Raw genomic sequence first — 23,743 nt, forward strand, 5'->3', positions numbered from 1 at the left:
TATAGTATATAGATGGCCAATCAACTTGAAAAGGAGTACATACAGATGAGAGATGACCTATGCCGGATTGGCATCATTGATATTGGTTCCAACTCCATTCGCCTTGTGATCTATGATACGACGCTGGAGGGAGGCTATAAAATCATCAAGGAGTGCAAATACTCCGCTCGTCTGAGTGAGAAGATCACAAGGGACGGGAGGCTGGAGCGGAAGGACATGGACACCATCGTGCCCGTTCTGCACCAGTTCAAGGAGATATGCAGCGCCTTTGAAGTTGATAAAATCCGCGCCGGAGCCACAGCGGCCATCCGCAACGCGGCGAATTCCTCCGAGATTATCTCCTATCTGTCGGAGGCCTCGGAGATTAATATTGAAGTCATCAGCGGCCATCAGGAGGCTTACTTTGGCTTCTTGGGTGTAATTAACGCCTTTGATGTTCAGGACGGATTTGTTATCGACATCGGCGGCGGCAGCACGGAGGTTACTCTATTCCGGGGACGGCGTTACCAGAACAGCATTTCCTTCCCTTTTGGCGCGGTGAATACGAATCTTATGTTCAGTCAGCACGGGAATTGGAACAACGATCAGGTGCGCAAGCTTCAGGCCTTTGTCACCGGAAGGCTGGTGGAGCATGATTGGCTGAACAGCGGTCAAGGGCTGCCTCTCTACGGGCTTGGCGGAACCCTTCGTTCTCTTGGCAAGCTGGACCAGAAGAGCCGGAATTATTCGTTGCCCAATTCGCACGGGTACACCTTGTCGAGCGAAACCATCGGACATTTCATGGAGACGCTGCCCTTGATTCCGTATGAGAAACGCAAGGATTTGGATGGGCTGTCCAAGAGCCGGGGGGATATCATTGTTTCGGGTCTGATTATTTTTCATACAGTATATCAGTATATCGGCGCCAGCCAGGCATTGATCAGCGGGGAAGGCCTTAGAGAAGGCATGCTGCATGATCTGCTTAAGCCGGAGCAGCCTGTGCGCGAGAGTGCGCTGGAGTTCAGTCTGAACACCATCGTCCGCTTTGACATTCATTCGTCCAAACGGCATTTGGACCATATTTACAAGCTGGCCCTCAGCCTGTTTGACGCTTTTGAGGACGAGACCGACCGGACGGAACAGAGAATGCTGATTTATGTCGCGGTCATGCTGCACCGCACCGGCTCTAATATTAACTATTACCAGTCCAAGCGGCATACGCGTTACTGGCTGATGAATTCACCGATTCGCGGGCTGACGCACCGGCAGTTGATCCTCAGCGCCCTAATCGCCTCGTACAGCACAAAAAGCCGGAAGCAGAAATTGTCCCTGACACACAAGGACATTTTGCTGGCTTCCGACGAAGAGTGGATTCATAAGCTTGGAACGCTGGTTCAACTGAGCATTGCTCTGGATAGCACCGAGATTGGCATTGTGAGCGGGCTGCACGCCCGCCTGCACGGCAATACCCTTGATCTTGCCCTGCAAGGCGCAGGCGAGCTGCTCATTGGGCTGGAGGACATTGAGACTGCCCTCAAAGCCTTCAGGAATGTTTGGGCGGTGAAGGTAAAGCTCGGGTTCCCTTCCAGCGTGTAACATCCATAGCGGCGAACTGGCTCCGGAACGGGGCCTTTTTGTCGTCCGCACGCTCGTAATATCCGTTGGGCTGGAGGAAGCTCGATTTGACATTGTCACTAAGCGTGATGTCCAGAATCTTGACAATCTGCCTGCGGATTTCCTTGTCCTTCACCGGGCACATCAGCTCAATGCGCCGGGTCAGGTTGCGTGTCATCCAGTCCGCGCTGGACAAGTAGACCTCGGGATTGCCGCCGTTCTCGAAATAATAGATCCGCGAGTGCTCCAGGAAGCGGTCCACAATGCTGCGCACAGTGATGCGCTCGCTGAGGCCTTCAATGCCGGGCCGCAGGCAGCAGACTCCGCGGACAATCAGATCAATGGAGACGCCGGCTTGGGCCGCACTGTACAGGTAATCAATAACCTCCTGATTGGAGAGCGAGTTCATCTTGGCGATAATCCGGGCCGGCCGGCCTGCAGCCGCATGCTCGGCTTCGCGCGCGATGAGCTTCTCCAGGGAAAGGCTCATATTGGTTGGCGCCACAATGAAGGAATTCCAGTCATAGCTCGCGGAATAGCCTGTCATCTGGTTGAACAGCTCCGAAGCATCCAGCCCGATCTCGTTGTTTGCGGTGAACAAGCTGAGGTCGGTGTAGGCCTTGGCGGTGCTGTCATTGTAGTTGCCTGTGCCCACATGCACGTAGCGGCGCAGATCCGGGCCTTCCTGGCGGACAATCAGCGTAATCTTGGCATGGGTTTTGAGGCCAACCAGACCATAGACCACATGGCACCCGGACTGCTCCAGCTTGCGGGCCCAGGCGATATTGCGTTCCTCGTCGAACCTTGCCTTCAGCTCGACGACAACGGTGACCTGTTTGCCGGATTCTGCGGCATGGGCCAGTGCGGCAATCAGCGGAGAATTGCCGCTGACCCGGTACAGCGTCATCTTGATCGCTCTAACCTGTTCGTCTTCAGAAGCCTGAGTGATGAAGTCGGTCATCGCGTCAAAGGATTCATAAGGATGATAGACCAGCACATCGCGTTCGCGCAGCACCTCGAAGAAATCCTCGTTCTCATCGAATTCCACCGGATAGAGCGGCTCAATCGGCACTTCATGCAGATAGCTGAAGCCCTTGAGGCTGCCGGCGAAGCCGCGCAGAAACCCGAGATCGAGCGGCCCGTCAATTTCAAAGACGGAATCCTCAAGCTCAAACTCGGCTTGAAGCTGCTCAAGCGCATACGGGTGAATCCCCTTCTGCACCTCCAGACGGGCGGGAACACCGCGCCGGCGTTTACGCAGCTCCTTTTCAATCTCCTCCAGCAAATCCTCCGCGCCTTCCTCGTCAATTGTAAGGTCAGAATTGCGCGTTAACCGGAACTCGCTGACCGCTACGGGCTCATAACCGCTGAACAACGTTTGAATATGATGGCGGATGACATCTTCAATAAAGACAAATTGCCGTTTCTTGCTGTTGGAGCGGTGGGGGAGAGGGATGCATCTCGGCAGATTGGAAGGAATCTGCAGAATTGCGAAATAGGGCTCTTCTTCCTGGCTGTTCTTGCGTGTCAGCACAACCGCGAGATAAATGAACAGGCTGTGCACAAGCGGAAACGGGCGGCTCTGGTCAACAGCCATAGGCGTCAGAACGGGAAAAATAATATCACGGTAATACTGCTCGATCGACATCTCTTGTGCCGGAGTCAGGTCCTCGTAATTCACGAAGACAATCCCTTCCTTGTGCAGAAGTCTTGAAATATCCCGGAACGTCCGGTACTGGTCGGTGATAATTTTGCTCACCCGCTTGATCAGACGCTTGTACAGCCCGGATGGGGTATAGCCGGTGAAATCCTTTTTCGTGTAACCTGCGCGGATCTGATCCTGAATTCCGGCTACGCGGACGCTGATGAATTCATCCAGGTTGCTCGACACAATCGCCAGGAACTTGGCCCGCTCCATAAGCGGATTATCGGGGTCCTGCGCCTCCTGCAATACACGGCGGTTGAATTCGATCCAGCTTAAATCACGGTTAAGATAAGCGGTAGATGGACTGTTGTAGTTGTTTTTTTTCTCTTCTTCGTTCACGTTCGCGGACCCTCCAAGTGCTTCAATATCTTTGTCGTATTCTATCATTTTACTATCTGCTACAAGGGGAAATGTTAAATCTGTGTAAAATATTCGCGAAATTATTCCCCATATGCTGAAAAGTACGGTTTTTTGCCGATTTTATTAAAATTATGTAAAATTACTTCCTTTAATCCTGAGTAAAAGCTCCAAAATTATCAAATTGGTAACAATTACTTGCGCATTGGTTACAAAATTGTGATATATTCAATCCTGTTAGTTAACAAATATCTGCATTTTGGACGCAAGGCACAACAAGGTACATAAGTCCGGAGTTGCAAAGAAGAGGGGCAGCACGTCAATCTTGCCCTGCTATTCACGAAGGAGGCATTTTATGAAGATCAAATTTAGAAAGATTACAGCCTTGGCTGCAGCCCTCGGAGTCAGCGCACTGCTCTACACAGCCCCCGCTCAGGCCGACAGCGTACATATCGCGGGAGAAACTACAACCTATTATACCCTATCTAATCATTATGGCATAAGTGTTGATAAACTTATGAACGCCAATCCGAGCATTGCAGCCTCGAATATTTATCCCGGTCTCAGACTCACCGTCCCGGGCATTACAAATGCCAAGATGGTTGCCGCTGAGCCATCTGCCAAATCCTCTTCAGAGGCTTCTATCTTGAGTGTAGAGCCAAAGTCCAATACGGTTCAAGCATGGGGCAAGGAATTCAACTATGGCAAAGTAATGCAGGTCAAGGCTACTGCCTATTCCTCAGCCATCAGCGAGAATGGCAGTTGGGGGGCCGTAGATTATTTCGGCAATCCGCTCAAGCTTGGAACTATTGCGGTCGATCCAAGTATAATCCCGCTTGGCACTAAAGTGCTCGTAACCGGCTATTCGCATCCGGGTCTGCCTAAGCAGGCATTTCTGGCTACCGCTATGGATACAGGCAGCGCAATCAAAGGCAACCGCATTGATATCTTTATTCCCGGCAGCCAAAGTTTTGTATCGGATTTTGGATTTCAATATGTACAGTTGTTTTTTATCGAATAATAGGACCGGGCAAGAGCTACAGATACAAAAGGAAACGAGGAATCCCGCAAGGGCAGGAATCGTTTCCTTTTTTTTGATAACAACGGTCTACTTTTCTTTTTTCACCTGAAGCATCTGGGGGACGGTTACGAAGGTGTAGCCCCTATTGCGCATGATGCTGATCACCTCCGGCAGCGCCTGAATGGTTCCGCGCAGATTGCTGCCCCGGCCGCCGCCGCCGTGCTGGAGAATGATCGCCCCTTTGCCCGCATGGGATACGATATTGTTTCTGACCTGGGACTTTGAGAGCCCTCTCCAGTCAAGGGAATCCACATTCCAGTTCACCAGCTTGTAGCCGTGGGCCTTCGCCCATTGTAGCTGCTGCTCATTGATGTCGCCATAGGGAGGCCGGATAAGCCGCGGTTTATAGCCTGCCAGAGCATCAATAATATTTTCCGTACGGATAATTTGCGACCGGAATTCATTTACGCTGATCTTTCCGAACTGAGGGTGGTTGTAGGAATGGTTGCCCACCGCATGACCTTCCTGGATGATCCGCTTCACGAGATCAGGATGTTTCGCCGCACGGCTGCCGACTATGAAAAAGGTGGCTTTTACATGATGCTTGCGCAGAACGTTCAGCACCTGGGGGGTGAACCTCGGATCAGGCACATCATCGAATGTAAGCGCAATATGTTTGCGGCGCGGCCCCTGGGTTTTGATCGTTTCAGGGTATTTGCGGATCAGTTGGCTGAGGGTCAAGCCTTTGACCCGCTCCCGTTTATGTGATTGCGCCGACGCAGAAGAGGAGCCTGCCGGGAGAACCTGATCCTCCCCGGACTTTCCATTGGTGGCATTGATGTTGCTTAGCTGAGGGATTGGGTTCGAATCCGCCGGAATCGCGGCAGCCAGCTCCGCTTCAGAGGCCGGACTGAGCAGGAATAATAACACAATTGCCAGAATGGGCAGTTTTCGGCTTAGCTTCAGACCATTCACAAGCAGCGCCTCCTTTTTTGTGATCCTGCAATCCGTTATTGTCTTATCTTGTTATCTCCAATAAAAGCCGGATTTATGCTGTAATTCCAAGAGCTCTGATTAAGATTTATCGAGGCGGAAAATACGTGTATACTAAAATGAAACGGGAGATTGTCCCCGGCCACAATTCGCTAATCACGGGAAGGAAGGAACGTTCAATGCCGGATTTATTTGCACCCTATGAATTAAAGGGCCTAACCTTAAAAAATCGTGTAGTTATGCCCCCAATGTGCCAATATGCTGTAGAAAAGCAGGATGGCATGCCAAATGATTGGCATTTCGTGCATTATGTCAGCCGCGCCGTCGGAGGCACAGGCTTCATTATTGTTGAAATGACAGGTATCCATCCCGATGGACGGATTACGAACAAGGATACCGGGATCTGGGGAGACCACCAGATTGAAGCCTACCGCAAGCTCACAGAAGCCGTTCATGCCGGGGGAGCCAAAATCGGAATTCAACTGGGCCATGCCGGAAGGAAAGCTCTGGATGCGGAGCCTCCGGTGGCTCCCTCGGCAATCCCGTTTGATGCCCAGTCCAAAACTCCGCGGGCGCTCAGCAAGCCTGAGATCGCTGAACTGATCGAGGCTTACCGTGAAGGCGCCCGCCGTGCGGTTGAAGCCGGCTTTGATACAGTGGAGATTCATGGAGCGCATGGCTACCTGATTCACCAGTTTCACTCGCCGCTGACCAATGTCAGAGAGGATGAATATGGCAGTGACCCGGTATTGTTCGGAGAACAGGTTGTGCAAGCCGTTAGGGATGTACTGCCGGCTGAAATGCCGCTGCTGATGAGAGTCTCCGCTAAGGAATATGTAGAAGGGGGCTATGATGAGGACTATGCACTGGATGTTTGCCGCCGCTATAAGGCTGCCGGAGTGGATATGTTCCATGTATCGTCAGGCGGTGAGGGTCCTATTGGCTCGAACGGCGGTCCCAACGCTGGTCCTGCTTATCAGGTCGATCTCGCTGAGCACATCCGCAGCGGCCTGCAAATTCCGGTAATTGCTGTAGGACGTCTTGAATCCTATGAGGACGCACAGTCTATTGTCTCCGAGGAGAGGGCAGAGCTGGTGGCGGTAGGCAGAGGAATGCTCAGTGATCCTTACTGGGCGCTGCATGCGGAGGAAGCGCTTGGCGGTGTGGAGAAGTCGAGCGTGCCTGCAGCGTACGAACGCGGAGTTTGGAAAAGAAAATGAACCCTGAGAATGTGAACTAAGTCACAGATTTTAAGCCCCTTCTAAGGCATGGTTAATAAGATAAAATTTGAAGGAGCTTGATAACGTGGCGACGGTGATTAGTAACGAGCGGCTGACAGATGGAGTGTATCACCTTCGGGTTGAAGGGAATTACGGCGGTACAATGGGGCAATTCTACATGCTGCGGGCATGGGGAGCCTATCCATTGCTGTCCAGACCGCTTAGCATACATCAAGTAAATGACAATGGTGTCGAATTTCTTTATCATGTGGTAGGTGAAGGCACGAAGATTCTGGCAGAGCTTGAGCCTGGGGCCGCGCTTGAACTTGAAGGTCCGTTCGGTAACGGATTTCCTGCTGTGGAAGGAAAGGTAGCCTTAATAGGTGGAGGGATCGGAATTGCTCCGCTGTATTACTCTGCGCAGGAGCTTCCGCAAAGCGACATTTACCTGGGCTTCAGCCGTGAACCCTTCCGTGTGGAGGCATTCCGTCCTCTGGCTGCCGAATTGACGGTGAACGTCGGCGGTCTGGTGCTGGACAGTGTCGACTTCACCAGCTACGATCATATTTTCGTCTGCGGTCCGCAGCCGATGCTGAAAGCCGCACAGCAAAAAAGCATCGCCGCTGAAGCTGCCGGCAAGAGACCTAATGTGTACTTGTCGCTTGAGAACCGCATGGCATGCGGAATCGGCGCTTGTCTCGTCTGCAGCGTTTCCTGTCGTGACGGACAGCGCAAGGCTTGTGCCGACGGTCCGGTATTCCTGGCGGAAGAGGTGGTCTTCCATGATTAATATGACAGCAAATATTGCAGGTGTTCATTTTAAGAACCCGGTTGTTATGGCTTCAGGTACCTTTGGCTTCGGCCGGGAATATGGCAAGCTGTATGATGTGTCGCTCCTGGGGGGCATCTCCGGCAAAGGGCTTACGCTCAACGCCAAAGCGGGAAATCCCGGAATTCGCGTATATGAGACGGCGTCCGGCATGCTGAACAGCGTGGGCCTTGAGAATCCGGGGGTGGAAGCATTTCTGGCCAAGGAGCTTCCTTACTGGGAGACTCTGGATACCGCGCGTATTGTAAATCTTGGCGGCAACACGCTGCCGGATTATGTGCTTGGCGCCGAGCTGATCCAGCGTGATGCCGATGCCCGCAGCGCTGCCGGCAAGCCTGCTGTAGATATGATTGAACTGAACATTTCCTGCCCCAATGTCAAAGAAGGCGGTATCGCCTTTGGAGTCAAGACTCCGGCAGCGCAGGAGGTTGTACGTGCGGTAAGAGCTGCTACCCGGCTGCCGCTGGCTGTGAAGCTGTCCCCGAACGCCGAAGACATCGCTGAAATGGCCGAGATGTGCCAGGAGGAGGGGGCAGATGCCGTCTCACTGATCAATACGATCTCCGGGATGAAGATAGATGTCCGCCGCCGCCGCAGTGTGTTCAATAACTTATATGCCGGATTGTCCGGTCCTGCGATCAAGCCGGTAGCGCTGCGTATGGTGCATCAGGTGGCGAAGCGGGTATCCATTCCGGTCATCGGCATGGGCGGAATCACTTCAGCTACAGATATCATTGAATTCATCATGGCCGGGGCAACGGTCATTCAGGTGGGAACCTATAACTTCATGAATCTGCGGGCAGGCAGTACGCTTGTCGATGAATTGCAGCAATTCATGATTGAGGAGAATATTTCATCGCTGGACGAAATCCGCGGCATCATATAAGATAATCCAATTAATTCCTCCACCTTAAGATGTCTTTATCTATCCAAGGTTCATATCATGGGAAAGGGGAGATTCTGCATGACTGCACCAGCGTTTCATCCGGACGATATTGAGCTGACTGCTGTGGAGGTTGGCCGTGATCTGCTGCTGCTCATTACCGGAGGCGTCCGCCATATTGGCGCTGCCAGCACGGCTTATCTAGAAGATGGCGTAGCCAAGGTATCCACTTCGGCAGTCCCCCATCACAAGGAGCACACGATCAGCGAATCCGCTGCGCTCAAAGCGGCTGCTGTACTGAACAGAACAGTTACGGTAGTGATGGGCATTCACTATGACAATTTGAGCAAAGAGGGCATAGCGCAGGTTGTGGAAACCGTGAACCGCAAAATAGATCAATATTTATCTTGGTAAAATTTGAAACGTTAATGAATCTTCCTGCGTAATAGATAACAAATAAGCATTTAACTTAATTTTGGAGGAATGAACCATGTCTATATTTAAAAGATTGCGTGATCTGACGATGTCCAATGTGAATGCGATTATTGATAAAGCGGAAGATCCTGTGAAAATGACGGATCAATACATCCGGGATATGACCGAGGATCTGGAGGATGCCGAGAAAGCGGTAGCCGCCCAGATCGCCATCGAGAAGAAATTCAAGCAGCTCTATGAAGAGCAGGAAGCGCTGGTGAACAAACGCAACCAGCAGGCGCACACCGCTGCCCAAGCCGGCAATGTGGATCTGGCCCGCCGCGCACTGGAAGAGAAGAAGGCCGCTGAAGCCAAGCTTGCAGAATACAAGGTCAGCTTCGATCAGAATAAGGCATCGGCAGACAACCTGCGCGACAAGCTTGAAGAAATGCGCAAACAGCTTACAGAAATGAAGAATAAACGCGAAACGTTGGTTGCGCGCTATAATGCGGCCAAGGCGCAAACGGAAATCAACAAAGCGATGAGCGGATTCAGCTCCGATTCGGCTTCTGCGGGTCTCAAGCGGATGGAAGAGAAGATGCTGCAGGCTGAAGCTCAGGCTGAAGCCAGCAACGAGATGAGCTCCGGCAACAGATCGCTGGATGACGAATTCGAGAAGCTGGGCAAGGATCAGGCTGTGGAAGATGAGCTGGCCGCGCTGATGAAGCAATACGACAAACAATGACATACCCGGCATAAGCCGGAAGCAAAGCTGATGTTCACAGGCGAAGGAGAGAAAGAGCGGTTTCTCCTTCGCCTTCTCTATGCTGCCCGGGGAGGGCAGGCAAACTGACAATCGGGGGCTAAAGCAATGGATTTCCATACTCTGGCGTCAATGGTGGTATGGACGGTGTGCGGCGCAGTACTGCTGTGTGTGCTGATGTTCGTGGATTCGCTGTTTACCCGTTACAACGATGTAGAGGAGCTCAAGGCAGGCAATATGGCGGTTACTACCAGATTCGTGCTGAAGCTTTTGGCACAAGGCTGCATCTTATCGTCCTCCATTGCCGCTTCGAACAGTTTGGGAGATGCAATTGTAATCTCCATAGTCTCCTTTATTCTTTTATTCTCTCTGGAAAAAACAGTCGAAATGCTGCTGAGCCGCTGGGGCAAGCTCGATCTTGACTATGGCACCCAATTGGGCAAAATAGGCTATGGGCTGCTGGCAGGCTCGCTGCATTTGACCGGGGCCTTGATTATAGCGGCATTTATACTAAACCTGTAAAAGGAATGATGGAGTTTGAGTATATGGAAGCGTATTGGTAATCTATTCTCGAAGCCGGAGGCTCCGCCCGCACCGAAAAGCATGCTGAACCTGTCTCCGGGTGACATCTGCGAGATCTCGCTGGTTACCTACGAGGTAACGGGCCGGACCCAGACCAGTGGCCGCAATGCCGTGGTGTTGACCTTGCGTGACGGCAGCCGTATTGCCTATCTGCATATTGAGGAGCGGGAGCAACTGCAATACGGGCTGTACCAGCCGATTGACGGGCGATTGGATAATCCCGCTGAGGTCCCGGCAACTCTGGAACTGGATGATTACACCTACTATTTGGAGGAAGAATACGAGGGATACTCCGAAGTGAAGGGTCAGACTCCTTATATGAACGGCGGACAGCAGCATGTCTGGCAGTACCAGTCCGATGATTCCCGGCTGCTGCGCGTGGAGTGGCAGAACGGCCGCTTTATGCTGTACGAAGGTGAAAAAGTCATCCCGGGTGATGTAAGGGTGATCCGGGCGAATTAAGAGGGTTACTTACCGAAACGGCTGTATGGTCCATGTAGAGGACGAATCGGCCGTTTCTTTTTTATTGTATGAATTGAGAACGTGTGTTCCTTGTGCTAAGATGAGAACATAATGGCAGAAGGGAGTGAAATAGAATGGAAATAGAGAAGAAACCACTTGTGGAATTTTTGCTGAAGGCTAAAAATGCGACGTATGCCGCTCAAGGTGACGAGGCTTCGGTTCCGCCATTGCTTGAAGGATACCGGCAATTGGAATACGTGGAAGGAGATTATTTCTACCGGGATGTATATGTGGGGATGGCCTATTTTGCCGGACAGGAAACGATATACTTCCATGGACAGCCCATCTGGTCAATGACATACGGTGGGGGAACACTAAAGGAACTGAGCCTTGATGAGGTTAAGGATACATATGCTTTTTTGAGACAGGCGATGCGCCGGGTAGCGGAAGATCATCCATACAGAGGCCCGCACACCTTCAGTGCAGGAGTGTATCAATATTTTGACGTAAATGAGGGGGATATGGAGCGTTTCTCGGGGAAAGAGAAGATATTACGGCAGGGGACGGAGATCTATTCACTGCAATATTGCGGTGGATTGATCTGCTGATGGTACAATATTAAGAACTGCCCGTTGAATTCAGTAATTGAAATATGACTTTCCGGTTCTCCATGATTGACGCGGCTTTATAACGGGATACGAGACAGAAGAGGTAGGTTGACATATGAACAGCAAAGAAGAAGCAATGGATGCTAGATTTCGCCGAAAAGCACTTCACGTTGAAGAAGCCCAGTCACGGGTTATGAAGTATGCGCAACTGATGGAAATGGAAGAGGTACCGCTCAATGACAGTACCGGTCGTTATTTGGCCGAGCCAGTGTATGCACCTCATCCGTTTCCGGCGTTTAACCGCTCGGGGATGGACGGGTATGCGCTCATCGCGGCAGATACAGAGAAAATCGGGGAAGATGGTCCAATCTGGCTGGACGTCGTGGACGACATCCCATGCGGGGCGGTGCCTAGTGCCGATATCCGGAGCGGGACGGCTGCGCGGATTATGACCGGGGCTCAGGTGCCGGCGGGTGCAGACACCGTTGTTATGCTTGAAGCAACGGAGAGCAGGGAAGCCGGGGGCATAACTCAAGTGGGAATCCGCAAAATGCAGGAGGCCGGGTGTAATATTACTCTGAGCGGCTTTGAATTGAAGCAGGGGGAGCTTGTGCTGCCGGCCGGAAAGATCATAACGGCGGGGGATATTGCTGTTCTGGCCGCCTTTGGCATGCCTGTTGTGAAGGTGCGGCGCAGACCTAGAGTGGGGATTTTTGCAACCGGGACCGAGCTGCTGGAGGTGCATGAACCGTTAGCTCCCGGCAAAATCCGCAACAGCAACTCTCCCATGCTGGAAGCACTGGTACGGGAAAGCGGCGCGGAGCCGGTCATGCTCGGTGCAATCGTTGACGATATTGAGCTGGCGCGGAGCAAGGTGCAACTGGCGCTGGAGTGCTATGATCTGGTGATTACCACTGGCGGTGTATCCGTTGGAGATTATGATATTATGGGGGATCTGGTCCGCGAGAACAGCGGAGACATGCTGTTCAACAAAGTAACGATGCGCCCGGGAAGCGTGACAACCGCTGCTGTACGCAGCGGCAAGCTGCTGCTGGCCTTGTCAGGCAACCCGGGAGCCTGCTTTGTCGGCTTTCACTTGTTCGCCCGGCCCGTTATCGGGGGAATGCAGGGAGCCGGGAAGCCCTTCCTGCCGGAATGGACGGCGGTGCTTGGAGCGGATTATGCCAAAGTGAACAACTATACCCGGTTTGTCCGTTCCCGTCTGGAGATTCAAGAAGGGCAAATATACGCTTATCCGGCCGTCATTGATGAATCTTCAGTAATGGTTACGATCAAGGACAGCGATTGCCTGGTAATCGTTCCCCCGGAAGAACGGGGGTTGAAGGCAGGGGCCCGGGTGAAGTTGCTGAAGCTGCCCGGCGACATTCGCGGCTGAACAGACGGAACCGGATCAAGTGAAAGGTGGAGAAGCCGGGAATGAGGCGGCGGAGGCAAGAGCCTATAAAGAGCAGCTTGAAGACATTAAACACTGGAGACGTTAGAATCAGCGTGGGGAGAGGCCGCGTTATTTCAGGTAGCGAGAACAGTGGAAGCAGAGTGGTTCACCGTATTGCCCGAAGCAACGTGGATAGATGTTCGATGCAAGCGATGAATTCTACAGCAGGCTTTGCTGCCCAACCCGTGAGCCTGCAGCCAACAGAAGGCGATACTGCTTCGCCCGCCGTGTGCCAGATTGTCGGCTACAAGAACAGCGGCAAAACTACGCTGATCTGCGGGCTGATTCCGCTTTTGCGGAGGAAGGGCTGTACGGTTGCTGTGATCAAGCATGACGGCCACGATTTTGATATGGATCATGAGGGAACGGATACCTGGAAGCAGCGGCAGGCCGGAGCTTCGGCAGTGGCTATTACAAGCGGTAAGCGTACTGCAACAATTGAGGAACGCGCCAGCAGCCTGGCTGAGCTGATTGCCGCTTTTGCAGATTACGATTATGTGCTTGTGGAGGGCTTCAAGCAGGAACCGTATCCCAAGATCGGACTGATCCGCCGTGAAGCGGATGTCTCACTGCTGAACGAGGTGAGCAATTTGTCGGCAATTGCGTTCTGGAGCACGGCAGCGGATGCCGCCTCGCTCCCGCAGACGCCGCATATCAGCCAATTCAGCGTTAACGACAGCGTGGGAATTGCCGAATTTTTGTGGCAGCAACGCCATTTCTTTCAAAATTTCAACATATGAAAAATTCACAATAGAAAATCCAAAAAGCTACCCCGAACCTCTAACAATACGTTTCCTAAAAGCTTTGTCACAAAGAACAGCGGCCCATTCTCCCAATGAAGGAGATGGGCCGCTGTTCTACTGTCCTGGCATGTATGCAGGAAGCAAGCCAATACTAATTGAGAAAGCAAATTTACAAGCCGGTCCAGTGCGCAGGGTATGTCAATGCGGCTGGAAGCTTAGTTGAAGCATCGCCCTTCGCCGCATTGAGCTGCGATTGGGTCAGAAAGAGAGTGTCTGTAAGGTCGGCGCCGCATAAATTCGTATCGCGGAAATCCGCTCCGATGAGATCCGCTTCCCTCAGGTCAGCCCCGCTGAGATCCGCCGCAATCAGATAGGCGCCGCGCAGGCTGACACAGCGTAAATCGGCTTTTTTGAGCTTGGCTCCGATCAGATCTGCTCCCCGTCCATAGTTCTTGGGGCGTTTGGGAGCATTTTTGAGCTGACGCCGCGCGGCCTCACGTGCAAGCTCGCTGGTCCGCAGAAGCAGCTCATTAATCTCTCCCCGGTGTGCCGGCACGTCCACCTGCAGCAGCGCTTCAGGCGGCAGCAGGGTCAGCCGTTCAGTCTCCTCTAGTAGTGAGCGGAGCTGGCTGTGAATCGTTGCCGCAGACTGAAGGGATAGAGCTTCGGTCAGATATCTTAGCAGCTCATGAAGATGGCGCATAACCGGGAAGACCTCGAACATTTGTGAAGCGGTATGCGGAGCCTGACGCCAGTCTTGCCCGCCAAAGGTCACATGAGAGACCTTGGGACCGGCTCCGAAGCATTCGTAGACGGTGCAACCCCGGAATCCTTTGGACCTTAGCTCCGTGTGGATGCCGCAGCGGAAATCAGACCGCAGATTGGGACAAGGCTGTCCGGCGTTTTTATGAATGGCAAAATCCGATGAAGCAGCAAAAGGCAATGCGGCGCAGCATAGGCCGAAGCACTCCTCACAGCTTGACTGCAGAGCGGTGTGGCTAAGATCCGGTGACGAAGATAGAAGTTCATGTTGGTGAGGTTGTTGAGGCATTTGAGGCAATGGACTCCTTCCAGATGGGGAATCAGTTCTCCAGACGCCGTTCAATCGCCTCGGACATCGTTTTGTCCGTAAGGTGGGCGTAGACCTCAGTCGTTTCCGTTGAGGCGTGTCCGAGCTGTTCCTTCGTTTTATAAATATCATTTTGCAGATAATAATCCGTGGCAAACGAATGGCGCAGCTTATGTACAGTCAGATAAGGCTTGCCGAACCGCTTGGCGTATTTGATGATCATTTCCTGAATCGCCCGTTTGGTCATCCGTTTGCCTTCCTGAGTGCCGTTCGGCAGCGCGATGAACAGAGCTTTTTCCCGTTTGGGCGTTTTGTAGCGGGACTGCCGCAGCCCCAGATAGAGCGAGAGGTCATCTTTGGCCTGTTCACGGAAGTAGACCGGAGTTTTGAACGTTTCATCGTTATTACCTTTGCGGTAGACGTACAGCAGCTTGTTGTTCACATCCAGATCATCCACGTTCAGATTGACGACTTCAGAGACGCGGAGGCCGGAATTGAGAATGAGGCTGGCGATACAGGCATCGCGCTCACGATTGAGCTGAAAGGAGTAATAGGCCTGCTTGTTGGCTTCAACGTCGCGCCCATAGCCTTCATAAATATAGCCAATGAACTCCAGCAGCTCGTCTTCCTCCAGTATTTTGCCTTTGAGCTTGGCGGCAGTGTCCTTCGGCTTGTGAATGCGTTTGATCTCCACCTTGGCCATGACATTGCGTTTCAGCAAAGGATAGAAGTTCTCGTCTTCGGCGATTTGACTTAAATAGTGGAAGAGAGAACGGAGCGCAGACAGCTTGCGCGACACAGTAACTTTGGAATTCGTGCCCTCGGCACGGGTAGTCAAATGCAGGCGGAATCCGACAATACTGTCCATGTGGAGCGTCTCCAGATCAAGCAAGGTTATTTCGGAGAGACTTGCAGCTTGAGAGAGCCCCTCTGCCCGCAGCCAGCCAAAGAATGATTCGTAATCCCGAATGTATTCCAACAGAGTAGAGGGCGACAGATCCGGACGTTTATAGTCGATGAACTGCTGTACAAACCATGGCATATGCAGCACTCTTTGATCGAGATGTATGCGGTCATTCATTTTTTGGATGCTCAATGTGTTGCTCACCTGCCTTTTGGATTGCTGTTTACTTGCGGAGTTCTCTTTCCATTTTACCATGTTTTGTGAATCTTGGCCGGATTTCGAAGTAGCCTCGGGGGGCTTGCCTTGCTCCTGTGGTGACAAAGATATAGAATGTGTAATAAAAAGTGAATCATAGAGGTGACCTATGGAACTTGGAATTGAGCTGGTTCCCAAAGAGCAGCGCCATACCATCAGCAGGCTGATGCAGTTTTATTTATATGACTTTACCCGTTACCTGGAGCTTGAGGTGGACCGGGACGGCGCTTTTCCGTCCTATCCCGGACTTGAGGCTTACTGGAACAGCGGTACCAATAAATTTGCCTATCTATTTACCGTGGACGACAATATCGCCGGATTCGCGCTGGTGGACCGTCTGCTGCGCAGCCCGGAGGGACAGTTCTATATGACAGAGTTTTTTGTGATGCAAAAATACCGCCGCAGCGGAGTAGGCACGTGGGCTGCACACCGGCTATTCGATATGTTTCCCGGTGATTGGAAGGTGTCGCAGATCCGGGCCAATACACCTGCACGCACTTTCTGGCACCGGGTGATTGGCGATTACACTGGCGGGGCGTTCCAGGAACGCTTCAATCCCAAGCAGGGAAATCCCAGTCAGTACTTCAGCACATTAAGCATTAATAGGGTTAATAAGTAAAAAGCCTGTCAGAAGCGGAATGGACAAGACAGAATCCTTCGTAAAAAAGAAAATATGATCTACCGGGCGCAACTTGTAAGGATTTCCAGCGTCTGTTAGTTGAGGTGATTCTACATGCTGGGCATTCAAAAAATAGTCTGGATTGGTTGTCTATCCGCACTGGCAGTACTTGCTTCAGGCTGCACTAATGGTGCAGATTCCAAGAACACAGACGCGTCAGCCCGTCCAACTGCAGAGGCGGTTGTCTCTTCATCGGCTGTACTCACTCCAGCTATTGTTGAGGTGACTCCACGCCCTTCCGCACAACCGGTATCGTTGTTTGCAGGCGGAGTACCTGAATACGACGGTTCAGGACGGGCGTATTTGACGGGAGGAACGGAGCTGCAGGCGAATTATTCTGCGGATCAACATCAGCCGCTGGCGTTGTTTATGCCGGAGCAGATGATTCGTTTTGAGCAGAATGCCAGAACCGCCTGGGGAACTCCGGATAAGCAAAACTGGATTGTTTTTAAACCAGTAAGCAATGAGAATACAGCCGAACCAAAAGTGGATAAGACAGATTCAGACGGGAGCAAAACCGCATTGCTTCAGTACAAGGAATATCAGGGCAGCTACTCAGAGAACGATGGCAGGGTGGACGTGTTCCTTTTTACAGCAAAGGGACAAGAGTACCACGCGCAAATCCGGACCACTGCTGAGCAGAGGGAAAAGCTATTGCCGCTGTTTGTCGATATGCTGAGGGAAGTTCAATACATGAAGAAGCAGCCACCGCTAGTTGCCGGAGTTTTTGTTCAGAAGCCGGATGTCGGAAAGGGCAAAGAGAACAAGCAGATGCTGCAGGAGGTAATGAACTGTCTGGAAGCCATTGCCACTCAAGATAAGCAAAAGTTTATGAAAACGATGTACTCACCGGAAACGGGGGAATATTTGGGTTTTTATTTTGACAATAGGGTTGCTTACCGTTTCAATGAGATCACTTATGCCGGAATCCCTGCCAAAGGCACGCAGAGGGCGGATTTTAACGTTGCCTATCAATCTATGACGGATGAAGGCTATCTGGCGGATAGAAGCAATACCATTTCTTTGCTGCGCAATAAGCAGGGGGAATGGAAGGTTGCCAATATTGATTAACACGACAACAACCTTGAAACCATTAGTACAGCTACTGCATTTTGGCTATCATCAGGCGGTGAGCTGTATTTTTCCTGTTGCGATTTTTGGGACTTTGGCTCTTTCCAGCTTAATCAAGCTACCATTTATTTACCGTTATGATGCCGTTCTTATTATCCTGCTTGCAGTGCAGTACCTTATGTACCGCAGCGGATTAGAAACACTCGATGAGATTAAAGTAATCTGTATCTTTCATGGTATTGGTCTGCTGCTGGAAATCTATAAGGTCAGAATGGGATCATGGTCATACCCTGAGCCTGGACTTACGAAGTTATTTGGTGTGCCGCTCTATAGCGGATTTATGTATGCGAGTGTCGCAAGCTTTATGTGTCAAATATGGCGCAGACTGAGGATGGACATGACCGGCTGGCCGGGGCTGACTTCTGCGGGTTTATTAGGGGGAGCCATCTATCTGAACTTTTTCACACATCATTTCATTCCTGATTTCCGTTGGTTGCTGACAGGGCTTGTGCTCATTGTTTTTTGGAGAACTTGGATTATATATCGGGTGCGGACTACTACTTATCGGATGCCCTTGACGCTGGCTTTTTTCATCGTAGGCTTCTTCATCTGGTTAGCTGAAAATATAGCTACATTCTTTAATGCATGGAAATATCCTAACCAGCACCACGCCTGGCATCTGGTCAGCATCAGTAAGATCAGCTCATGGTTCCTGCTGGTAATCATTAGCGTTATTATTGTTGCCCAGCTAAAACATGTAAAAGCTAGCCGGAAAACGTAGGATTCATGGTCGAGCGGGATTAGGCGAACGGGCAGGATACTGCTAATTTTAAGAGTAGGAAGAGGATGGTTTCATGGAGGGTGACATAACTATTATTATGTTAATCTACCGAGCATCAATAGAAGCCTGGAGATCCCCGGTTTAAGGGTGGGTACCTCCGGGCTTTGTTTCGGTTTTAGCGTCTGCAGCCAGCGGGGTTACCCAGATTTTGAATAATAGCCCGTTGCTAATAAAGTCGTAATCTGTATGCACATGAAAACTGGGTGGAGAAATCGTATTCTTCCGTATCAGCCCGTATAGCAAAACATGAGCCAGCATCCAGTTCGTTGTCTTGTAACCGGTGTAAAGGTGGCCAATTTCATTGTAAGGACTGCTTGTTACCCATTCGAATGCTTCGTGAAAAGTGTCTACGTTCATGGTTTCTGTGTACCAGGCTATATCTTGCATATTGACCCACTTCAATTCCTTATTTGTATTATTATAGTAAAACATCTTCGTGACAAGGCGAGAACGGGTGCAAAAAAGATTTTCACACCTGATTCTTATCGTCAAAGTATATCAACGTCAAATACAACATTTCTCATTTCCCATATTTATACTATGGGATTTTCTTACTTTCATCTATACTGTTCTCGAAAGAACTCGCGGATTTCCGTAATGTTCTTTCGGGAGTGTAGAACGACCGGCTCAATCAGTACGATGTGAGAAGTTCTTGTTCTATAAGAGATTCAAGACCAATCAAATGGAGTTTAGAATTCAACGTGCTACTGGTTTTTAGATTGTGTTAATTTGTCTAATAGTGAACTCAATTCAGAGAGAGGGATGTAATTTGAAAAGAAACGTATTATATATTGAAGATAATGAAAAAATAGGCAGTTGGGTAAAAGAAGAATTGGAACAGCGAGGATTTTCAGTTCAGTGGCTGCTATCTGGTGAAGGAGCGGAAAAAGTAGTAAATCAGCATGAAATCGTTATTTTGGATATCATGTTACCTGGTTTAGACGGTTTTACTGTGGGTAAACGATTAAAAAAGGCAGCCCCTGCTATTCCGATTTTGCTGTTATCTGCCCGGACATCGATAGATGATAAGGTAGATGGTTTACAGTTTGCTGATGACTATTTAACGAAGCCATTCCACACGGATGAATTAGTTGCAAGATTAGAAGTATTAATCCGTCGAAGGGGTGTAACACATCCCGGACGCATTTCATTAGGAAATCATATTGAAGTTGATTCAGAAGTCCAAATGGTATTTGATAAACGCACAGGAGAAGAAATTATTTTGACTGGGAAGCAACATCAAATCTTAATGTACTTCTTACGCCACCCTAATCAGGTTTTAGCCAAAGAGCAAATCTATGAAGCCATTTGGGATGAAGCCTATATCACTGGTGATAAAACACTAATGGTGCATATCCGTAGACTGCGTCAAAAGCTGGAACGCAACCCGGATTCCCCGGAGATTATTGAAACGTTGAAGGGAATAGGCTATCGGGTGAAGCTATGAAACAGACCAGATCATTATTTCGCCGTTTTCTAAAAGTGCATTTTCTATTTATCTTTTTGCCTCCGATTGTGCTTATCTTCTTCTCTACGTTTTTTGAGTTTGAGGGTAACCATGAAGAAGATCTGAATACGTTAAATCTATTTTACTTTACACTGCTTTTGTTTAGTTTTATTATGGTTGCATTTGTTGTAATATCTTGGCTGTTCTTCTTGAGGCTTCGCAAACGTCTTACCCGCTTACAGGAAATCATGTCATTTTCAGCTAAACAACATTCCTTCCCTAAACCCATATCTGTTCAAAATGACCGCATGGATGAATTAGACCAGTTAGGAAGTTCTTTTAATTGGATGATTCAGCAGCTTGAAGACAGCCGCAAGCGGGAATACGAAGAAGAATTATTACGGCATCGGCTCATTGCGAATTTATCTCACGATTTACGAACGCCGCTTACCATTTTGAGAGGACATGCCACCCGATTAAATAAAGAATCCATGAGTTTAGAAGGACAACACTCACTAGCAGAGATGGACCATACGATTACAAGAGTCGGAGAGCTGATGGATGATTTACTTTCCTATACATTGCTTACATCAGGGAAGTTTCCTTTTGAGCCTGCTTCAACAGATATTGGACGTTTAGTAAGAGCATCTGTTGCAGCGTGGTATCCTGTATTTGAAGAACAAGAGTTTCAGATCGATGTTGATTTACCGGCAGAGAAAACTTTTTATTGGGAAGCAGATCCTAAATGGTTGACACGGGTTCTGGATAATTTATTTCAGAATATTCTCCGCCATGCGGCAGAGGGGAAATATGCAAACATTGTGGTTGATCTAAAAAAAGAACTGATCATTGTTGCAGACAGAGGTCCGGGTATGGATAACTCTTTTTATGAACGCGGGGCGGGGATTGGTTTAGCGGCTTCAAATTATATGCTGAATAAAATGAAGCTGAAAGCTGAATTTACATTCAATGAAAATGGCACAAGCGTAGCCATTGGCCAAAATTAACCTAAAGTTAACCAAGAATTAAACAGGCGGATAGTGGAGATGTAACTTTGCTTCTCTATACTTAGAACCATAACAGAAAGGAAGTGTTATGGTTGCTTACCATTCATAACTTAGTCAAATGTCGCGGAGATCAAGAAATCTTATCAGGGATCAGTTTTACAGCCAGACCCGGTAGAGTAACCGGTTTTTTAGGTCCGAATGGGGCAGGGAAGAGCTCTACACTCCGCATCCTGCTTGGATTAGATCGTGCCACCTCAGGGAGTGCGCTAATTAATGGAAAGCCTTTCGCAGAATTACATAATCCTCTAACAACCGTAGGAGCCGCACTTGATGGATCTGGAGCACATCGGATGCGGACAGGACGGGCACATTTGCGCTGGATGGCCCGTGCCGCAGGATTGTCCCGCTCACGTGTCGAGGAAGTACTGGGGATTGTAGGTCTTACTAATGCGGCTGGTAAAAGAGTTGGGAGTTACTCCCTCGGCATGGGCAAAAGGCTTGGAATGGCGGCTGCACTGCTTGGGGATCCCGAAATATTGATTTTAGATGAACCCGTAAACGGGCTCGACCCGGAAGGAATTCGCTGGATCCGGACATTTTTACGTGAACGTGCTGCGTCCGGTAATACGGTGTTGCTATCCAGTCATCTAATGGGGGAGCTTGCAGAGACTGTGGATGATGTGGTGATTATTCATCACGGCAAAGTCGTGGCGGATGGAACATTGGCAGAAGTCATAGGTAACCATTTCACACTGGAGGAAGCCTTTTTTGCCCTGACCTCTGAACGTGCAGGTGATATTATATGAGGGCATTCCAAGCCGAACTATCTAAATTGTTCTCTCTGCCGAGCATTTGGCTGGCCTTCATGATTGGAGCAGTTGCCCCGGCATTCATTGCTACCTTGGACTGTATTGCACAAAAAGAGGATATTATAGCTGGAGTTAGCACACGGCTATCCGAAGTTGGCTATATTGGATTAAGCCTTGGTGTGCAAGGTGTCATTATTCTTGGTGTGCTTGCTGTCAGCAGTGAATATTTGGCCGAGAGCAGTGAATCTGGATCCGCTGGAGGACAACAGATTACAACCAGTTTAACTGTTGTTTCATCCCGGCTTCATGTTTTGCTGGCAAAAGTAGGCGCTGTGACAGTAATCAGCATACTGCTTTGTATAGTTGCTATTATAACAACTGTGTCGGCAACGCATCTTATTCTTGGTGAATATGCCCCAGCAATTGAATGGTCCAGACTTATCGGTGCAGTTTGTTACTGGATATTCACTGCTCTTTTAGCATTAGGGTTTACTGTCCTAACAAGGAATGCCATGATCCCGCTTGCTGTGCTCATGATCAATTCATCCGTTGTATCATTTAGTGTCCTGCTTTCTAAGGTTACAAAGTTGGCGTTTTACTTACCAGATCGGGCTGGCACTGATATGTTTATGATAATGAGCGACAGAATTCATACTCCGTTCACAGGCGGTTTAATCATGTTTGGCTGGATAGCCGTTCTTTTCATTTTTGCGGCTATTGTATTCCATAGGAGGGACGTTGCATCATGAGGGTCTCATCTAGTGGAAAGAAAACACACATCCTTGGCGCTGAACTGGATAAATTAGTTACATTACCATTGATATGGCGCACTCTTATGGGTACATTCATTCTTAATTTAGTTTTAACCGCAGCTTTTACTTCTGCTGGTCTACAAGGGACAGCAGGAACGCAAAGCATATTGAAGATTGGACTTGAGTCTATGGGATATCTTCAAGCAGGGTTTATTATTCTTGGTATCTTAGCTACTTGTTCGGAGTATACGGGTGGACAGATTCGATCTACTTTAACTACGATACCTTGGCGTGGGTTTCAATTATCCACGAAGCATTTGGCATTGGCAATTATAACCGTTCCCGTGGCATTTATTATTGCTGCATCAGGTGTAGTATATACTTTTATTATGATGAGAGACACAGCACAAAGGATAGAAATAGACACAATGATAGAAACATTAATAAGTGCAACAGGCTATCTAACATTAACCACACTTCTCAGTGCAGCTATAGGTGCTTTAATAAGACGAACCACTCCTGCTTTAGTGGTATTGCTGGGTTATTATTTCATTGTCAGTCCATTGTCTAGAGATTTTCTACCTAGTATTAAAAATTATTTTCCGGATACGGCAGGATATTATATGTATATGCCACCTTTCTCAGATGAAATAAATGTCCTTACACCAATGCAAGGGACAGGTATTTCAATGATATGGACACTGATCTTTATTACAGTAGCTATTGTATTTTACTGTAAACGAGATGCCTAAGTTTAGGTTTTATTATTTTCACATAATACGGTAATAAATCTTCCCTCTGGAAAAGAATATATATAAACCGATGTATTAGAGCGCGAGCGAAGAACTTTTGAGCTAGAAAATCAAAAAAAACCTATACATTTCTCATTAACTTCAATATATTGGGCGAAATCATTCAGGCCGTTACCGGGGTGTCATATGCGGATTATATTCAGAAACATGTTTATGACTCGCTGGGTATGAAGAACAGCTTTACCTCTACGGCGGAGGCGAAGAAAAAGGGATTGGCATCGGGTTATCAGTCTGTATTTGGTTTTATGACGACGACGGAGCAGACGGATAACCCGTCCATGCTTGCCTCCGCCTATCTGATCTCCACAGCCGAGGATATGTCGAATTATTTGCTCGTGCAAATCAATAAAGATCGGTTCTAGGTAACCAGGGTGGCAACCGCCGACAATATCGCCCAAATGCACAAGCCTGCTGTCCCTGATCCGACGACCAGCGGTTACTACGGAATGGGAGGACGGTGTCATCAGA

The 23,743-nt window shown here is 49.5% G+C and carries 25 protein-coding genes; 21 read left to right on the forward strand and 4 right to left on the reverse strand.

Going from position 1 to position 23,743, the window contains the following annotated elements; translation table 11 throughout:
* The first annotated feature begins 45 nt into the window (after positions 1–45).
* Positions 46–1,575, forward strand: coding sequence for a Ppx/GppA phosphatase family protein (locus B212_RS0110885; RefSeq protein WP_019910761.1), 1,530 nt, complete (start codon positions 46–48; stop codon positions 1,573–1,575).
* Here the strand turns inward: B212_RS0110885 and ppk1 are convergent.
* A complete protein-coding gene (gene ppk1, locus B212_RS0110890; RefSeq protein WP_019910762.1) occupies positions 1,523–3,685 on the reverse strand; it encodes a polyphosphate kinase 1 in 2,163 nt (720 codons plus the stop codon). The genes B212_RS0110885 and ppk1 overlap by 53 nt on opposite strands.
* 325 nt (positions 3,686–4,010) lie before the next feature.
* Here ppk1 and B212_RS0110895 point away from each other — a divergent pair, with 325 nt between their 5' ends.
* Positions 4,011–4,676, forward strand: a complete 666-nt coding sequence (locus tag B212_RS0110895; RefSeq protein WP_019910763.1) for a 3D domain-containing protein — start codon at positions 4,011–4,013, stop codon at positions 4,674–4,676.
* An 87-nt stretch (positions 4,677–4,763) separates the two neighbouring features.
* On the opposite strand, the gene B212_RS0110900 is transcribed toward B212_RS0110895, so the two are convergent.
* Positions 4,764–5,651 carry a polysaccharide deacetylase family protein gene (locus tag B212_RS0110900; protein WP_019910765.1) on the reverse strand — a complete coding sequence of 296 codons (888 nt, stop codon included), beginning with the start codon at positions 5,649–5,651 and terminating at the stop codon, positions 4,764–4,766.
* Positions 5,652–5,848: 197 nt separating this feature from the next.
* Here B212_RS0110900 and B212_RS0110905 point away from each other — a divergent pair, with 197 nt between their 5' ends.
* The 10 genes from B212_RS0110905 to mobB all read left to right on the forward strand — a co-directional run bounded on the left by B212_RS0110905 (position 5,849) and on the right by mobB (position 13,626).
* Positions 5,849–6,889, forward strand: a complete 1,041-nt coding sequence (locus B212_RS0110905) for an NADH:flavin oxidoreductase/NADH oxidase (protein ID WP_019910767.1) — start codon at positions 5,849–5,851, stop codon at positions 6,887–6,889.
* Between the two features lie 85 nt (positions 6,890–6,974).
* Complete coding sequence (locus B212_RS0110910) at positions 6,975–7,679, forward strand: dihydroorotate dehydrogenase electron transfer subunit (protein WP_019910768.1); 705 nt, start codon at positions 6,975–6,977, stop codon at positions 7,677–7,679.
* Positions 7,672–8,604, forward strand: coding sequence for a dihydroorotate dehydrogenase (locus B212_RS0110915; protein ID WP_019910769.1), 933 nt, complete (start codon positions 7,672–7,674; stop codon positions 8,602–8,604). Before B212_RS0110910 ends, B212_RS0110915 begins: the two co-directional genes overlap by 8 nt.
* A 78-nt stretch (positions 8,605–8,682) precedes the next feature.
* Positions 8,683–9,015, forward strand: coding sequence for a prenylated flavin chaperone LpdD (locus B212_RS0110920; protein ID WP_019910770.1), 333 nt, complete (start codon positions 8,683–8,685; stop codon positions 9,013–9,015).
* A 76-nt stretch (positions 9,016–9,091) separates the two neighbouring features.
* Positions 9,092–9,760 carry a PspA/IM30 family protein gene (locus B212_RS0110925; protein ID WP_019910771.1) on the forward strand — a complete coding sequence of 223 codons (669 nt, stop codon included), beginning with the start codon at positions 9,092–9,094 and terminating at the stop codon, positions 9,758–9,760.
* Positions 9,761–9,886: 126 nt separating this feature from the next.
* Positions 9,887–10,300 (forward strand): DUF350 domain-containing protein, encoded by a 414-nt coding sequence (locus tag B212_RS0110930; RefSeq protein ID WP_019910774.1) that lies wholly within the window; start codon positions 9,887–9,889, stop codon positions 10,298–10,300.
* A 15-nt stretch (positions 10,301–10,315) separates the two neighbouring features.
* Positions 10,316–10,822 carry a DUF4178 domain-containing protein gene (locus B212_RS0110935; protein WP_019910775.1) on the forward strand — a complete coding sequence of 169 codons (507 nt, stop codon included), beginning with the start codon at positions 10,316–10,318 and terminating at the stop codon, positions 10,820–10,822.
* 134 nt (positions 10,823–10,956) lie between these two features.
* Positions 10,957–11,430 (forward strand): DUF5680 domain-containing protein, encoded by a 474-nt coding sequence (locus B212_RS0110940; RefSeq protein WP_019910776.1) that lies wholly within the window; start codon positions 10,957–10,959, stop codon positions 11,428–11,430.
* A 115-nt stretch (positions 11,431–11,545) separates the two neighbouring features.
* A complete protein-coding gene (locus B212_RS0110945) occupies positions 11,546–12,826 on the forward strand; it encodes a molybdopterin molybdotransferase MoeA (protein WP_019910777.1) in 1,281 nt (426 codons plus the stop codon).
* A gap of 203 nt (positions 12,827–13,029) precedes the next feature.
* Entirely contained in the window at positions 13,030–13,626 is a 597-nt protein-coding gene (gene mobB / locus B212_RS31245) for a molybdopterin-guanine dinucleotide biosynthesis protein B (RefSeq protein WP_019910778.1), read from the forward strand.
* Between the two features lie 172 nt (positions 13,627–13,798).
* Here the strand turns inward: mobB and B212_RS0110955 are convergent, their stop codons facing one another.
* Both B212_RS0110955 and xerS read right to left on the reverse strand, forming a co-directional pair.
* Positions 13,799–14,680: a pentapeptide repeat-containing protein gene (locus tag B212_RS0110955; protein ID WP_028530742.1), complete on the reverse strand. Its 882-nt coding sequence runs from the start codon at positions 14,678–14,680 to the stop codon at positions 13,799–13,801.
* 31 nt (positions 14,681–14,711) lie between these two features.
* Positions 14,712–15,794 carry a tyrosine recombinase XerS gene (gene xerS, locus B212_RS0110960; protein WP_019910780.1) on the reverse strand — a complete coding sequence of 361 codons (1,083 nt, stop codon included), beginning with the start codon at positions 15,792–15,794 and terminating at the stop codon, positions 14,712–14,714.
* Between the two features lie 172 nt (positions 15,795–15,966).
* Between xerS and B212_RS0110965 the strand changes: the two genes are divergently transcribed.
* From B212_RS0110965 to B212_RS0111010, 9 genes are all read left to right on the forward strand, one after another.
* On the forward strand, positions 15,967–16,476 hold the full coding sequence (locus B212_RS0110965; protein ID WP_019910781.1) for a GNAT family N-acetyltransferase: 510 nt from the start codon (positions 15,967–15,969) through the stop codon (positions 16,474–16,476).
* Positions 16,477–16,590: 114 nt separating this feature from the next.
* Complete coding sequence (locus B212_RS0110970) at positions 16,591–17,607, forward strand: hypothetical protein (RefSeq protein ID WP_019910782.1); 1,017 nt, start codon at positions 16,591–16,593, stop codon at positions 17,605–17,607.
* Positions 17,591–18,388, forward strand: a complete 798-nt coding sequence (locus B212_RS0110975; protein ID WP_019910783.1) for a DUF817 family protein — start codon at positions 17,591–17,593, stop codon at positions 18,386–18,388. The genes B212_RS0110970 and B212_RS0110975 overlap by 17 nt, the downstream gene beginning before the upstream one ends.
* A gap of 829 nt (positions 18,389–19,217) precedes the next feature.
* Positions 19,218–19,895 carry a response regulator transcription factor gene (locus B212_RS0110985; protein ID WP_019910786.1) on the forward strand — a complete coding sequence of 226 codons (678 nt, stop codon included), beginning with the start codon at positions 19,218–19,220 and terminating at the stop codon, positions 19,893–19,895.
* Positions 19,892–20,902: a sensor histidine kinase gene (locus B212_RS0110990; protein ID WP_028530744.1), complete on the forward strand. Its 1,011-nt coding sequence runs from the start codon at positions 19,892–19,894 to the stop codon at positions 20,900–20,902. Before B212_RS0110985 ends, B212_RS0110990 begins: the two co-directional genes overlap by 4 nt.
* A gap of 83 nt (positions 20,903–20,985) precedes the next feature.
* Positions 20,986–21,708 carry an ABC transporter ATP-binding protein gene (locus B212_RS0110995; RefSeq protein WP_442950102.1) on the forward strand — a complete coding sequence of 241 codons (723 nt, stop codon included), beginning with the start codon at positions 20,986–20,988 and terminating at the stop codon, positions 21,706–21,708.
* Positions 21,705–22,460, forward strand: coding sequence for an ABC transporter permease (locus tag B212_RS0111000; RefSeq protein WP_019910789.1), 756 nt, complete (start codon positions 21,705–21,707; stop codon positions 22,458–22,460). Before B212_RS0110995 ends, B212_RS0111000 begins: the two co-directional genes overlap by 4 nt.
* Positions 22,457–23,215, forward strand: coding sequence for an ABC transporter permease (locus tag B212_RS0111005; RefSeq protein WP_019910790.1), 759 nt, complete (start codon positions 22,457–22,459; stop codon positions 23,213–23,215). The genes B212_RS0111000 and B212_RS0111005 overlap by 4 nt, the downstream gene beginning before the upstream one ends.
* Positions 23,216–23,361: 146 nt before the next feature.
* On the forward strand, positions 23,362–23,637 hold the full coding sequence (locus B212_RS0111010) for a serine hydrolase (protein ID WP_269637008.1): 276 nt from the start codon (positions 23,362–23,364) through the stop codon (positions 23,635–23,637).
* Positions 23,638–23,743 lie beyond the last annotated feature (106 nt).

This window comes from Paenibacillus sp. HW567 (genome assembly GCF_000374185.1).
Lineage (GTDB): Bacteria > Bacillota > Bacilli > Paenibacillales > Paenibacillaceae > Paenibacillus_AQ.

What these genes read in the sequence shown, in the direction of transcription:
- B212_RS0110930 (WP_019910774.1), top strand. Translation starts at nt 9,887, where the DNA reads ATGGATTTCCATACTCTGGCGTCAATGGTGGTATGGACGGTGTGCGGC.
- B212_RS0110885 (WP_019910761.1), top strand. Translation starts at nt 46, where the DNA reads ATGAGAGATGACCTATGCCGGATTGGCATCATTGATATTGGTTCCAAC.
- B212_RS0110925 (WP_019910771.1), top strand. Translation starts at nt 9,092, where the DNA reads ATGTCTATATTTAAAAGATTGCGTGATCTGACGATGTCCAATGTGAAT.
- B212_RS0110940 (WP_019910776.1), top strand. Translation starts at nt 10,957, where the DNA reads ATGGAAATAGAGAAGAAACCACTTGTGGAATTTTTGCTGAAGGCTAAA.
- B212_RS0110905 (WP_019910767.1), top strand. Translation starts at nt 5,849, where the DNA reads ATGCCGGATTTATTTGCACCCTATGAATTAAAGGGCCTAACCTTAAAA.
- B212_RS0110945 (WP_019910777.1), top strand. Translation starts at nt 11,546, where the DNA reads ATGAACAGCAAAGAAGAAGCAATGGATGCTAGATTTCGCCGAAAAGCA.
- B212_RS0110955 (WP_028530742.1), bottom strand. Translation starts at nt 14,680, where the DNA reads ATGCCTCAACAACCTCACCAACATGAACTTCTATCTTCGTCACCGGAT.
- ppk1 (WP_019910762.1), bottom strand. Translation starts at nt 3,685, where the DNA reads ATGATAGAATACGACAAAGATATTGAAGCACTTGGAGGGTCCGCGAAC.
- B212_RS0110990 (WP_028530744.1), top strand. Translation starts at nt 19,892, where the DNA reads ATGAAACAGACCAGATCATTATTTCGCCGTTTTCTAAAAGTGCATTTT.
- B212_RS0110915 (WP_019910769.1), top strand. Translation starts at nt 7,672, where the DNA reads ATGATTAATATGACAGCAAATATTGCAGGTGTTCATTTTAAGAACCCG.
- B212_RS0110970 (WP_019910782.1), top strand. Translation starts at nt 16,591, where the DNA reads ATGCTGGGCATTCAAAAAATAGTCTGGATTGGTTGTCTATCCGCACTG.
- B212_RS0111005 (WP_019910790.1), top strand. Translation starts at nt 22,457, where the DNA reads ATGAGGGTCTCATCTAGTGGAAAGAAAACACACATCCTTGGCGCTGAA.
- B212_RS0110920 (WP_019910770.1), top strand. Translation starts at nt 8,683, where the DNA reads ATGACTGCACCAGCGTTTCATCCGGACGATATTGAGCTGACTGCTGTG.
- B212_RS0110895 (WP_019910763.1), top strand. Translation starts at nt 4,011, where the DNA reads ATGAAGATCAAATTTAGAAAGATTACAGCCTTGGCTGCAGCCCTCGGA.
- B212_RS0110965 (WP_019910781.1), top strand. Translation starts at nt 15,967, where the DNA reads ATGGAACTTGGAATTGAGCTGGTTCCCAAAGAGCAGCGCCATACCATC.
- B212_RS0111000 (WP_019910789.1), top strand. Translation starts at nt 21,705, where the DNA reads ATGAGGGCATTCCAAGCCGAACTATCTAAATTGTTCTCTCTGCCGAGC.
- mobB (WP_019910778.1), top strand. Translation starts at nt 13,030, where the DNA reads ATGCAAGCGATGAATTCTACAGCAGGCTTTGCTGCCCAACCCGTGAGC.